Source organism: Dyella sp. C11 (genome assembly GCF_003121485.1).
In the GTDB taxonomy this organism is placed as follows: Bacteria; Pseudomonadota; Gammaproteobacteria; order Xanthomonadales; family Rhodanobacteraceae; genus Dyella.
This window is the reverse complement of sequence record NZ_QAVX01000001.1, coordinates 360,940-373,929: the sequence shown is the minus strand read 5'-3', so window position 1 is coordinate 373,929 and position 12,990 is coordinate 360,940. Positions and strand designations below refer to the sequence as shown.

Annotated in this window: 12 protein-coding genes; 1 reads left to right on the top strand and 11 read right to left on the bottom strand. The window is 65.0% G+C overall.

The genetic code is table 11. The features are described 5' to 3' along the window. Window positions 1–27: 27 nt before the first annotated feature. A complete protein-coding gene (locus DK366_RS01590) occupies window positions 28–549 on the top strand; it encodes an O-acetyl-ADP-ribose deacetylase (RefSeq protein ID WP_109123753.1) in 522 nt (173 codons plus the stop codon). Here DK366_RS01590 and DK366_RS01585 read toward each other — a convergent pair. From DK366_RS01585 to DK366_RS01535, 11 genes are all read right to left on the bottom strand, one after another. Then, window positions 533–2,230 carry a BatD family protein gene (locus DK366_RS01585; protein ID WP_109123752.1) on the bottom strand — a complete coding sequence of 566 codons (1,698 nt, stop codon included), beginning with the start codon at window positions 2,228–2,230 and terminating at the stop codon, window positions 533–535. The genes DK366_RS01590 and DK366_RS01585 overlap by 17 nt on opposite strands. Beyond that, a complete protein-coding gene (locus DK366_RS01580; protein ID WP_109123751.1) occupies window positions 2,227–4,143 on the bottom strand; it encodes a tetratricopeptide repeat protein in 1,917 nt (638 codons plus the stop codon). The genes DK366_RS01585 and DK366_RS01580 overlap by 4 nt, the downstream gene beginning before the upstream one ends. Then, window positions 4,140–5,120: a VWA domain-containing protein gene (locus DK366_RS01575; RefSeq protein WP_109123750.1), complete on the bottom strand. Its 981-nt coding sequence runs from the start codon at window positions 5,118–5,120 to the stop codon at window positions 4,140–4,142. The genes DK366_RS01580 and DK366_RS01575 overlap by 4 nt, the downstream gene beginning before the upstream one ends. Next, entirely contained in the window at window positions 5,117–5,647 is a 531-nt protein-coding gene (locus DK366_RS01570) for a DUF4381 domain-containing protein (RefSeq protein ID WP_109123749.1), read from the bottom strand. The genes DK366_RS01575 and DK366_RS01570 overlap by 4 nt, the downstream gene beginning before the upstream one ends. Further along, entirely contained in the window at window positions 5,644–6,558 is a 915-nt protein-coding gene (locus tag DK366_RS01565) for a DUF58 domain-containing protein (protein ID WP_232820876.1), read from the bottom strand. Before DK366_RS01565 ends, DK366_RS01570 begins: the two co-directional genes overlap by 4 nt. Before the next feature lie 14 nt (window positions 6,559–6,572). Next, the gene (locus DK366_RS01560; protein ID WP_109123747.1) at window positions 6,573–7,568 is read right to left on the bottom strand and encodes a MoxR family ATPase; all 996 of its coding nucleotides are present in this window, start codon (window positions 7,566–7,568) and stop codon (window positions 6,573–6,575) included. Window positions 7,569–7,720: 152 nt separating this feature from the next. Next, window positions 7,721–9,838 (bottom strand): type IV pilus secretin PilQ, encoded by a 2,118-nt coding sequence (locus DK366_RS01555; RefSeq protein WP_109123746.1) that lies wholly within the window; start codon window positions 9,836–9,838, stop codon window positions 7,721–7,723. Window positions 9,839–9,892: 54 nt separating this feature from the next. After that, on the bottom strand, window positions 9,893–10,426 hold the full coding sequence (locus DK366_RS01550; RefSeq protein WP_109123745.1) for a pilus assembly protein PilP: 534 nt from the start codon (window positions 10,424–10,426) through the stop codon (window positions 9,893–9,895). Next, window positions 10,423–11,112: a type 4a pilus biogenesis protein PilO gene (pilO, locus tag DK366_RS01545; protein ID WP_109123744.1), complete on the bottom strand. Its 690-nt coding sequence runs from the start codon at window positions 11,110–11,112 to the stop codon at window positions 10,423–10,425. Before pilO ends, DK366_RS01550 begins: the two co-directional genes overlap by 4 nt. Then, complete coding sequence (locus DK366_RS01540) at window positions 11,112–11,846, bottom strand: PilN domain-containing protein (RefSeq protein ID WP_109123743.1); 735 nt, start codon at window positions 11,844–11,846, stop codon at window positions 11,112–11,114. Before DK366_RS01540 ends, pilO begins: the two co-directional genes overlap by 1 nt. Continuing rightward, complete coding sequence (locus DK366_RS01535; protein ID WP_109123742.1) at window positions 11,846–12,904, bottom strand: pilus assembly protein PilM; 1,059 nt, start codon at window positions 12,902–12,904, stop codon at window positions 11,846–11,848. Before DK366_RS01535 ends, DK366_RS01540 begins: the two co-directional genes overlap by 1 nt. Between the last annotated feature and the right edge of the window lie 86 nt (window positions 12,905–12,990).

Below are 12,990 nucleotides of genomic sequence, written 5' to 3'. Positions count from 1 at the left end.
GAATCCAATACCCATGAGTTCATGCCCATGAACATCGAGATCATCACCGGCGACATTACGCGCCTGAACGTGGACGCCATCGTCAACGCGGCCAACCCGTCGCTGCTGGGCGGCGGCGGCGTGGACGGCGCCATTCACCGTGCCGCAGGCCCGCGTCTGCTGCAAGCCTGCCGGGCCATTCCGGAGGTCGCCCCGGGCATCCGCTGCCCCACCGGAGAGGCTCGCGTCACGCCGGGTTTCGACCTGCCGGCACGGTACATCATCCATACGGTGGGGCCGATATGGCAGGGCGGCAACAGCGGCGAACCGGCGCTGCTCGCCAGCTGCTACCGGCAGAGCATGACATTGGCGATGCAATACGACGTGGATGCCATCGCGTTTCCGGCGATCAGCTGCGGGGTTTATGGCTATCCGCCCGAACTGGCCTCGCACGTGGCACTGCGCAGCCTGCTCGAAGCGCCCGAAGGCGGCCCGTCGCAGGTGCAGATCTGCTGCTTCAGCGATGCGATGGCCGACCTCTGGCTGGCCGCGCTCAACGACGCAGGTTGAAGGGATACAACGGCGCGAGCGGAGAATCATGGGAAGCGCCGGTGACGGGCTGCCACGCAAAGCCGTCGCGGAAAGCACTGGCCAGACGCGCCCCCAGCCCGGTTTCGTCGGCATTCGCGTAGCGCTTGCGCTGCAGGGCATCGATGGCCTCGCGCTGGGGGCCCGCCGACAGCGCCAGCGCCAGCTCGCCAAGATTCTGCATCGCCGGACGCTCGGCCCGCGCCCACGCCAGCAAGGTATGGGCCTGACGTGCCGCATCGTTGCCACGCGCCTCGGCGAGGAAGGCCGCCCGCAAGCGGGAGGTAGATGCCTTTGCATCCGGCGGCACCGAAGCCTCCCTTGGCTGTCGGGGACGACGACGGCGCCACATCAGCCACGCCAGCACGCTGATCACCCACAGACCCACGCTCGCCAGCGCCACGAGGCGCCACGGCGTATTCGCTGCCGACTGCGCGACGTCGCTCGTCGCCGGAACCGCAGTGGCGCTGGGCGCGGCCTGTGTTGCCGAGGGTGGCGCAGCCGGTGCACCGACTGCGGCCAGTACGGTGAATGTCTGGGCGGGAACACGGGCCGTCTCTTCACGGTTGTCGACCACGTTCCACCACGTGAGCGTGGTTTCGGGAATGGCGAGCGTACCGGCCCGATTGGGTACCACGGCGAAGCTCTGCTGCCGGCGCCCCACCAACCACTCGCCTTCCACGCGTGTGCCATTCACCGGTTTGTCCGGATACACCGTCGCGCCATCAAGCGCCGGCAGGCTCAACGACGGCAGCGCCTCGTACGGCAATCCCGTGGCCTGCAGGTTCATCACCAGGTTCAGGGGCTCACCCACATGAAGCTCGCCATGGGACGGGCCACCATCCAATGAAAGCGTGAGCGCGCGCGCCGGCAGCCATGCACCCTTCGCCGCCTGCGCAGGCGCGGCGCGCACATCGATGTCGACCGCCGGCGATGACGCGGTGATCGGCGTGCCGTTGCCGAAGAAGGCATCCGGGTTGGCCATGTTGACCGACTCGCCCTGGAAGGCGATCGGCGGAATCTGCAAGCGGCCTTCCCGCTGCGGCGTGGCGGCGTAACGGCGCTCGATGACGTTGTAGCGACGCCCGCCGCGTTCGGCCTGGTAGTTGATCTCGTCGCCCAGACGGCGGAAATCCACGCCTGCCACTTGAGGGTCTTCAAGCGCTCCACTGGTGAGGTCCGTCGCGAAGAACAGGCGCACGGTGAAGACCATCTGCTGGCCCACATAGGCGCTCGCCGGATCGACGGTGGATTCGAGGAAGACATCCTTGCGTCCCGCAGCGGCGGCGTTTGCGTCAGGCTGCACCACCTCCAGATCCACCGGTGCCGTCGTACCGCCCGCGAAGGACAAGGGAGGAATGTGCAACGTACCCACATGCAGCGGGCGCAACGCGATGCCTATCGTCAATTGCGTCGTCTGGTGGCCATTGATGAACGTAACGCTGGTATTCGTGGACGAGCCGAGCACGGCAAAGTCCGGTGACAGCACGCTCAGATCCGGCGTAGCCGCCAGCCCGCCGCTGGCACGCAAATTCAGCGTGACTGTCTCGCCCAGCTCGACGTGGTTGCGGTCGAGCGTGGCCTGCACGTCAGCAGCGAACGTCGTGACCGGCGCCAACAAGGCCAGGCACCACAGCAGGAACATCACATGGCGTGGCTTCACTGGGAATCACCTTCGGACGGCGCGGCACCATCATGGCGCTGCCGGTATTCAAGATCGAACTTGCGACGCAGCAGCGCGCCGGGATCGTCGGGAACGCGCTGCAAGGCCTGTCGCACATCGGCAGGCAATTTCGATTGCGCGTCTTCCTTGTCGATCACACCCAGTTCGTGCGGACCGTTCTGTGGCTTGTCGCCCTTGCCCTGCTTGCCAAGCGCCTGATCCATCTGTTTCTGCAACGCCTGTTGCGCCTGCTCCTGGCGTGCACGTTCCTGGGCCTGCTGTTCGGGCGTTTGCGGTGCATTGCTGCCGTTCTGGTCAGGGTGTTGATCCATCGGCTGGTTGTTGCCCTGCGGGTTCTGCGCGTTGTCCTGACCTTGCGAGTTGCCATGCGCGTCCTGTGAGGATTTGCCCTGCCCCTGATCCTGCTTGTCCTTGTCCTGCTGCTGTCCGGACTGTCCTTGGGCATTGTCGGGAGGCGTGGTCGACGGACCCGAACCGGCTTTGCCCTTGTTGTCCTTCGCACCGTTGTCGTTTTGCGGATTCTTCGGCTGGCGATGCATCCAGTCTTCAACGGCCTTGCGGTTGGCGGTGGCGTCGGCGTTGTCGGGATTGGCCTTGAGCGCTCGATCGTAAGCGTCGATGGCTCCCTGGTAATCGCCCTGCTTCGCCAGCGCATTGCCCAGGTTGTATTGAGCATCGGTGCCGGGAAGACCGTGGAGATCCTTGGCTGCCGCCGTGTAATCGCCAGCGCGATACGCCGCGCTGCCGCGAAGCGCGGGATCACGCGCAAGCTGCTGCGCGCGTTTGGCATCGCCCTGGCGGAGCGCGGCATCAGCCTGCTGATCAGGGCGTTGCCACAAATCGTTCCAGGCATTGGCATGCGCTGCATTGGGCGCGGCAGGCAGCAACGCAAGCGCCAGCATCATCAGCCAGCCACGCCGGAACGACGCCGCGGCAATCGGCAGCAGCAGCAACAACAACCACGGTCCGCGATCCTGCCATTCGTCGCCATGCAGATCAGCCGTTTCCTCAGCAGGACCGCTGGCCGTGAGTTGACTGGCAAGCGCACGCACATCGCGGTCATCGTCGGTCATCGGCACATACGCACCACCGCCACTGGAGGCGAGTGCTCGCAGAGCATCGTCGTTGCGCCGCGCAAACAGCATGTTGCCCTGGTCATCGCGGCGGAAACTGTTGTCGGCCAACGGCACCGGGCCACCCTGCGTGGTACCGATGCCCAGCACGGAAACGTGCACGCCAGCCGCCTCCGCCTTGCGCGCTGCCGCCTGTGCGGAAGCGTCGGCGTCGTCGGTGACCAGCACGATCGTACCGCCACCAACCTTCGCATCACGGATGAGTGCAACACCCCGTTCGATAGCCTGGGCCGCATTGTCGCCATCGACCGGCATGGTGTCCGGCGCGAGTGCGTCGAGCAGATCATTGAGTGCCGAGGCATCCGATGTCAGCGGCGCCACGACGAACGCTTCGCCGGCATACGCGATGAGTGCATTGAGACCGTCGTGATCGGCCGCGAGCAGGTCGCGCACCTTGTAGCGCGCGCGATCCACCCGACTGGGTGCCACATCGCGTGCGAGCATGTGCTGCGACATCGACACCGCAATGACCTGGGCAGCGCGCCTGGCATACAGCGGCTGTGCCACGCGACTCCACGTGGGACCGGCCATGGCCAACGTAGCGATGATCCAGCCACCCGCCAGCAGCCACGGCGAAATACGCCGACGCACCGCCTGCCCCTTCAGCAGGAACGGCAACAATTCAGGATCGACCAGTCGCGACAGTTGATCGCGCGCGCCATGCCGGCGCGCGGCCAATGCAACGAGCACCGGCAACGCGAGCAAGGCGAGCAACCACGCCGGGCGAAGGAAATGAAACTGCTGCAGGGCCTCGATCATGCCAAGGCCTCCCGGCGACGCGACGCCGGTACGAAGGCAAGCAGCCATGCCAACACGGCGATGGCCAGCGGCCAACGGAACAACTCATGCCGGGGGCGCAACGTCGGCCCTTGCTGCGGCATCGGCTCCAGGGCATCAATAGCGCGGTAGGCGTCGGTGAGCTGCGAGGAATCCATGGCGCGGAAATAGCGGCCGCCCGTTTGCGTGGCGATCGAACGCAGCATGCCTTCGTCCAGATCCGCCGACGGATTGACCGTGTGCGTGCCGAACAGATCCGGAATGCTCATCTCGTTGGCACCGATGCCGATGGTGTAGATGCGCACCCCGGCAGCCTTGGCGGCATGCGCTGCATCGAGCGGCGTGATGTTGCCGGCGTTGTTGACGCCATCGGTCAGCAGCACCACCACGCGGGCTTGTTCGGGCAACCCCGCGAGTCGCTTCACGGCCACGGCAATGGCGTCGCCGATGGCGGTTTCCGTGCCGGCAAGTCCAACGGCCGCGCCTTGAAGCTGCGCACGCACGGCTTGCAGGTCGTACGTGAGTGGCGTGACCAGGAACGCGCGACTGCCAAACAGGATCAAGCCCATTTCGTCGCCACTGCGACGCGAAATGAAATCACCCGCGATGGCTTCGACCGCACCGAAGCGACTCACGGGCTGCGCGCCAAGCTGCATGTCTTCCGTGCGCATGCTGCCGGAAAGATCCACGGCCAACATCAACGCACGTCCGCTGCGCTGCTGCGCCTGCGGCGGGCCAACCCATTGCGGACGCGCGGCGGCAACCAGCAGGCAAAGCCAGGCCAGCACCAGCAGCCACGTGCGCCAACCTGCACGGCCCTGGCGTTGTGGCGTATCCAGGTGCACGCCGGGATGAGGCAAATGCAAGGCCTGTCCCGGCGCTGCAGGTCGCAGCCACCAGCGCAGCAACCAGGGCAACGGCAGAAGCACGGCCACCCACGGCCAGACGAATTCGGTCACGTGCGTGCTCCCACGGGTAACGCGGCGCGCGCTCGGGGGCCGGATCGAACGCCTTCGCGCCATGCCAGCTGCAACCATCGGCGCGTGGCATGAGCTGCGGCATCGGGGTCAAGCGTCGCATGGGGCTGAAACATGGCCGCGTCCAGCGCGCGCAAATGATCGAGCGTTGCGGTATCCACGCGAAGGCTGGCCAGGGTCTGCCGCCATTCTTCGCCGCGCTGCTGTGCGGCATGCGGGTTCAAGCGCACGGCTGCGCGTCGCAGCAGCTGGTGCAGTCCGGTGGCCAACGCCTGGGGCTGATCGCGCCACAGCGCGAGCATCCGATCGACCTCCGCCAGGACTCGCTGCTCGGCCACACGGCGACGATGACGCAGTCGCCACCACCACACGGCCAGCGCCAGCAGGATCAGGCCCAGCGCGGCCAGCCCCCACCATCCCGGCGCCAGGGGCCACCAGGATGGGTGCGGTGGCAGGTGGATGTCGCGCAACAGCGGGCCGTTGGGCTGCGCGGCGGCCGGTGCATTCATCGGCGTACTCCGGGAGCCAGCAGCGACATCACCGCGTCGAGCGGATCGGCCGCGGTATCGATGGTGACGTGCGGCACACCCAGCGACTGCGCCATGGCATTCAGGCGTGTCTGTCCTGCGCCAAGCGCCTGCTGGAATTCCCGGCGCTGGCGCTCGCCAAACAGGGCAACCTCGCGACGCACGCCATCGTGTTCCATCGGATAACGCCCAGACGGCGGCATGCCCAACTCCAGCGCATCCGCCACCACAAGCACGCGCACACCGGCCTTGTGCGAGAGATCGAGCAACCGGCCGCGTGCCGCCTCATCGCAGCTGAGCCCGTCGCTGATCAACAGCACGCGGTTGGCGCCATGCATCAACCGCCCGGCACGCAACAGGGCATCGGACAGCAGCTCACCGGACGCCGAGGCGTCGTCGGCGTCCCATTCCGCCAGCGCACCGCACACCGCCAGCGCGCCTCGCGTGCCACCGACGGGCTTCAGCAAGCGGTGACCGGCACCAAAGGACAACAAGCCGACGCGTTCGCCTGCCCGTACTGCATACCATGCGGCAAGCGCGGCAGCACGCGCGGCCTGCACGGACTTGAAGCGCGCGCGCGTGCCGAACCGCATGCTCTCGTGGGCGTCGAGCAGGATCAGCAGGCGACCCTCGCGTTCCTCCTGGAACAGCTTGGTGTGCAGGCGCCCGCTGCGCGCGGTGAGTCGCCAGTCCATCCGGCGCACGTCATCACCAGGCTGATACACGCGCGACTCGGCATAATCCATGCCTCGGCCGTATAGACGGCTGGATTGCTGGCCGGCGCGCATGGCACGGCTCTCCAGCCGCGGCAGCGCGGCTTTCGCGACGCGCGAGCGCAGTGCGACCAGTTCGGCAAGGCGAACGCGGGTACGCCCATCCGCGTCGGGGGTCATATCCACGACGGCATTCACGGCAATGGCACGAGATCCAGCACGCGACGAATGACATCGTCGCTGCGAACGCCTTCGGCTTCCGCCTCGTAACTCAACAGCACGCGATGGCGCAGCACCTCGTGGGCGATGGCATGGACGTCCTCCGGCAACGCATAGTCGCGCCCCGCCAGCCATGCATGCGCTCGCGCGCAACGATCCAGCGCAATCGTGCCGCGCGGGCTGGCGCCCCAGGCGATCCAGCGCTTGAGCTCGGGTCCATAGACGCCCGGCTCGCGCGTGGCCAGCACCAGCTGGGTGATGTATTCCTCCAATGCGGGCGCCATGTGTACGTCGAGCACGGCGTCTCGTGCACTGAAAACATCGGATTGGGTCAGGCTCGGGCGCTCAACCGGTGCCGGGTGCAGCGTCCTGCGGGCCTGTTCGCGTGCCAGCTGAAGGATGGCCAGTTCCGCCGCGGCATCCGGATAGCCGATCGTCACGTGCATCACGAAACGATCGAGCTGCGCTTCGGGCAAGGCGAACGTGCCCTCCTGCTCGATGGGATTCTGGGTTGCCATCACCATGAAGAGATCCGGCAGGCGCCAGGTGCTGCGACCCACCGTGATCTGTCGCTCGGCCATGGCCTCGAGCAGCGCCGACTGCACCTTGGCCGGCGCGCGGTTTATTTCGTCGGCCAGCACGATGTTGTGGAACAGCGGGCCTTTCTCGAACTCGAAACTTCCCGCCTGCGGCCGGAACACGTCGGTCCCGGTGAGGTCGGCGGGCAGCAGATCCGGGGTGAACTGGACACGGTGAAAGTCGGCTTCGATGCACCCCGCCAGCGCCTTCACCACGGTGGTCTTGGCCAGGCCTGGCGCGCCCTCGACCAGCAGATGGCCGTCGGCCAGCAAGGCGACCAGCAGGCAATCGATCAGATGCGGTTGGCCAATGACGCTGCGCTGCAGCTCATCGCGCACGTGCAGAAACGCCTGCTGCAGGCGGGCAGAGGTTGAAGCCTCGGGCATATCCATCGGGGGTTCCATCGGGGTTGTACCTGACGACAGACCTTAACTGGCCCGGGAAGTTTAATACCCATGACTTCCGGCCCCCTGTGAAGGCCAAGGTCGGGCAAAGAAAAAGGGCGGCCAAGGCCGCCCTTTTCGGTTCTGCACCCGGCCCCTGATTACTGCAGGCTTTCGCTCAGGATGCGCGGCGTCACGAAGATCAGCAGCTCCGCCTTGTCGCTTTCACGCGAGGTGTTGCGGAACAGCATGCCAAGCCCCGGGATGTCGCCCAGACCAGGAACCTTGGTGACCGTATCCTGCTTGGTGATCTCGTAAATGCCACCCAGCACCACGGTTTGACCGTTGTCCACCAGCACCGAGGTGTTGATCTCACGCGTGTCGATCTGCGGCACCTGGCCACTGCCCGGCACGGTGATGAACTGGGCCAGCGCGTCCTTCTTCACGTTGATCATCAGGTACACGCGGTTGTCGGCGGTAATCGTCGGCGTGACCTTCAGCTCAAGCACGGCATCCTTGAACTGCACGGTGGCGGTGCCGCTGCCAGCCGCACCAGTCGCACTGTTCTGGTAGGTGACGTAGCCGATTTCCTGACCCTGACGGATGACCGCTTCCTGCTGGTTGGCGGTAATGACGCGGGGGCTGGAGATCACTTCACCGCGACCTTCGGTCTGCGCCGCCGACAGTTCCAGATCCAGGGCGTAGTTCTTGCCCAGGATGCCCAGGGCGAAGCTGCCGCCACCACTCGCGGGCAGGTTCACGTTGTAGCCACCGGTGGTGCCGTTGCCCAGATCCTGACCACCGGTCGAGATCTGCTGGCCGCTCGGATTGGTCTTCGTGCCCTGCACACCGAACTTGGCGCCCAGTTCGCGGGTGAAGTTGTCGGTGGCGATGACGATGCGCGATTCGATAAGCACCTGCTGTACCGGGCGATCAAGCACGGCAATCAAGCCGCGGATCTGGCGAATCTTCTCCGGGTTGTCGTTGATCAGCAGTGTGTTGGTACGGTCGTCGAAGGAGACGCTGCCGCGGGAGGACAGGAAGCCATGCGACGCATTCGTATTGTTACCAGCACCACCCGAAGTCTGGCTGCCCGTCGTCAGCAACTTGGCGATGTCCTTGGCCTTGCCGTAGCTGATCGGCACATAGTCCGTAATGAGCTCGGCGTTGTCCTCTGCCTTCAGGCGGGCATCGGCCACGTTCTGCTCGTACTTGGCCAGCTCTTCCTGCGGAGCGATCCAGATGACGTTGCCGTTGCGACGCTTGTCCAGGCCCTTGGCACGCAGCACCACATCCAGGGCCTGATCCCACGGCACGTTGACGAGTCGCAGCGTGACGCTGCCGCCCACCGTGTCGGACGCCACCAGGTTCAGGCCGGAAATATCAGCCAGCAGCTGAAGTGCCGAACGTACCGGGATGTCCTGGAAGTTGAAGGTCACGCGGTTGCCCGTGTAGACCGGCTCCTGGCCCTTGGCTGCAATGGCGTCGGCCTTGGGGTCCTTCTTGCGCGGGGCCACTTCGACCACGTACTGGTTGCCGCTCTGGTAGGCCGAGGTGTCGACCTGACCCTTCACGGCGATTTCCATGTGTGCACCACCGCCGCCTGCCTTGGTGACGATCGACTGCACCGGCGTGGCGAAGTCGAGCACATCCAGGCGCTGGGCGAGGTTGGCAGGCAGGTTGGCGTGGCTGATGTCCACGATGACCTTGTCGCCCTGGTTCTTCATGTCGGCGCTGGCACCCGCCGCGCTGAAGTCGATCAGGATGCGGCCTTCACCATTCGGACCGCGACGGAAGTCGATGTTGGACACCGCCGGGCCACTGCTCATCGACGGCAACGCCTTCGACGGGTCGATGGTGGCTGCCGTGGTGGTGGTCTGCGCGTCGGTGCCGTTGTTCACGGTCAGCACCAGGCTGTTGCCTTCGACACGCGAGCGGTAGGTGGAGTCGCGTACCAGCTCGACGACGACGCGCGTGCGACCGCCGGCCGACACCGCCGAGACACCGGTGGTGGAGCCCTTGTTGACGTCGAGGTGGCGCGCAGCCGCGTTGTCGGTATCAGGGAAATCCACCGCGATGCGCGGCGGGTTGCCCGTGGTGAAGATCTTCGGTTCCGGCACCGGACCCTGAGCGAAGTTCAAATGCAGCTCGACGCGGCCACCGGGCAGCGTGTCGTAGCTGATGTCCTTCAGGGTACTGCTGGCAGCGAAGGCAGCGTTCGACCAGGCGGCGCCCAGCGTCAGCAGGCCCACCACCATGTAACGGCTAGCCTGGCGCATGACACGGCCCCGAACAGTTTTGAATTGGTTCGTCATTGCATCAGCCCCTGTTTCTTATTTCTCGCCAAGCGCGATGCTGGCGGAACGCTCCATCCAGCCACCATTGCCGTTGGAAACCAGTTCAACCAGATCGATGTGGTCCTCGCCGATCCCGGTGACCCGACCGTAGTTCTGGCCCATGTATTCGTTGCGGTGGACGCGATGGATCACGCCACCAGGATCCTTGACGAGCACTTCCATTCCGGCACCCGTCCCCACGGTGCCGACCATCTTCAAGCTGTCCAGCGCGAACATTTCCAGCGGTTCCTTGGCGCGGTTTTCGTCAGGCCGCGGACCGCTGTTGCTGGTCTGGAGTTCCGCCGTGCTTGGGCTGAACGGATCGCGTTTATCTTGATCGTTGTACTGGAAGGTTTCGAAGGTCTTGATCACGGGCAGCGGCGGAATCGGCGCACCCTTCTTCTGCTTTTCCTGCGCGACCCACTGGTGCAGGTCGTCCTGCCCGCTACACGCGGCGAGCGTAAGGACGGTGCACAACACCAGCGAGGCTTTCGCCATGAAGGCAGGCCTGATGGCAGTCAACTTGCTCATTTCTGCCCCCCTGTCTTCGCGGCCGGCTTACCGTGCTGCGACTTGGCATTGGCCGCCTTGGCCGATGCGCTTTCGTCTTCATCCAGATAGCGATATGTCTTGACCGTACCCTGCAGGACCAGCAGGCCATTGGCGGTTGCACCACCCTTGGGGTCCTTGTTCTTGGGCGTCAGCGACACGTCGTGCATGGTCAGGATCACCACGCGCGGCAGCGAAGCCACGCCGCTGATGAACGTGCCGAACTGGTGATAGGTACCTACCATGCGCAACTGGATCGGCTTCTCCGCGTAGAAATCCTTCGGCGATTCCGGACCCGGCTGGAACAGCTCGGTTTCCAGGCCCGCCGACAGCGCCGTCTGGGAGATGTCGACCAGCAGTTCGGGCATTTCGGTCTTGCTGGGCAGCTGGCGCAGCAACTGGCGCAGCATGTCCTGCATTTCATCGAGCTGTTGCTGAAGCGCTTCGAGATTGACCGACTTGGCCTGCTTCTCGGAGAACTCCTTCTTCAGCTGGCCTTCCTTGCCTACCGCTGCCTGAAGCTGGTCCTGCTGGTCGCTGATGAACAGGTACCAGCCGAAGAACACGATCAGGGCAAACAAGAGGCCGGTGAAGAAGATCTTGATCGACTTCGGCCAGCCGCCGATGTTGTTGCGATCAAGTGTCTGCAGATCCGTGAGGAACTTCATTACTTGGCTCCTCCGTTGGCTGCAGGTGCCGCCGGCGCAGCGGGCGTTGCGGGCTTGGCCATCGTGGCCGCCGTGGTGGCCGGCGCAGGCTGGGTGGGCTGCGTCACGCTGGCAGCCGCCGGATGCGCCGCCGACGTGCTGGCAGCGGCCGGGCCGTGGCCGTCATCGGTGCCATCGCTGTCCTCTTCAGACTTGGGACGGCTCAGCGCTACGTCCAGGCCGAACGAATAAGGCAGACGACTGTCGCCGTGCGTGTTCTCGGTCTTGCGCAGGTCGGCATGTCCCATCCAGGGCGATGCCTCGATGTTGCGCATGTACTCGGCCACGCTGGCGTTGGACTGCGCCACGCCATCGAGCGACATCGAATCGCCGGACTGCTTGAGGCCGTTGAGTCGTGCGCTGGCGGGAATCGTCTTCACCAGCTCGTCGAACAGGTGGACCATCTGCGAGCGGTTGGCCTGCAGCTGCTCGATGATCTGCTTGCGGGCCAGCAGGCTCTCGCGAACCTTTTCCAGGTCCTTGATCTTCGCGATGCGTTCGTCGAGCTGCTTGATCTCACCTTGCAGGTAGGTGTTGCGATCGTTCTGCGTGCTGATGCGCGAATCCATCCAGAACGACCACAGCAGCACCACCAGCACGGCGGCCACGAAGGCCGCGCCGAGCTGCATGAAGAACTCGCGCTCGCGCTGCTTGCGGCGCTCGATGCGCCACGGAAGTAGGTTGATGTGTGCCATCAGTCAAAGCTCCTCAGCGCGAGGCCGACCGCGATCATCAAGGCGGGGGCGTCCTGTGCCAGCGACTGGGCCTGCACGCGAGGCGACAGCGACATGCGCGCCAGCGGGTTGGCCACCACGCACGGCACGCCCAGCTGCTCTTCCAGCATCGGACCAATGCCTTCGATGGAAGCGCAACCGCCGGCCAGCACCACCTGGTCGACCTTGCTGTATTCGCTGCCTGCGAAGAAGAACTGGAGCAGACGGCTGATCTGCTGCACCAGCGATTCCTTGAACGGCTCCAGCGCCTCGCTCTCGTAAGAGTCGGGCAGGCCGCCCTTGCGCTTGGCACGACCGGCTTCCTCGTAGGAGAGGCCGTAGCGACGCATGATTTCGTCGGTGAGCTGCTTGCCGCCGAACACCTGCTCGCGCGAGTAGATGGTGCGCTGGTTGCGCAGCACCGACAGCGTGGTCATGGTGGCGCCGATGTCGACCACGGCGACCAGCGCGTCGCGACCGACGTTCAGCTGATCGGCCACCATCGCGAAGGCGTTTTCCATCGCGAAGGCTTCCACGTCGATCACCTTGGCGGCCAGGCCGCCCAGATCGAGTGCCGCGACGCGCATGTCCACGTTCTCGGTGCGCGAGGCAGCGAGCAGGACATTGTTCATCTCGGGGTTGTCGCGCACCGGACCGAGCACCTCGTAATCGAGGCTGACTTCTTCGATCGGATACGGGATGTATTGGTTGGCCTCGACCTGGATCTGGCCTTCGAGGTCGTCCTCGGAAAGCTCACTCGGCATCGGGATCACGCGAGTGATCACGGCGGAGCCGGCAACGGCCGCCGATGCATGCTTGAGCTTGGATCCCGAGCGAGCCAAGGCGCGCCGGATGGCCTCGCCTACGGCTTCAACCTCGACAATGTTCTTTTCGACCACAGCATTGGGGGGCAGTGGCTCGACCGCGTAATGCTCCACGCGATAGCGACCGCCAGCCTGGCTGAGTTGCAGCAACTTGACGGCTGTCGAACTGATGTCGACACCAACAAGCGGCGGCTTCTTGGGTGTAAAGAGCCCCACGTTTTCCCCCTTGCCCCTGGGCGCCCAAACTCAGATTGGTCTGGTACGCGTCGGCATTTAATCCAAAAATTAACGTATTGGCAACG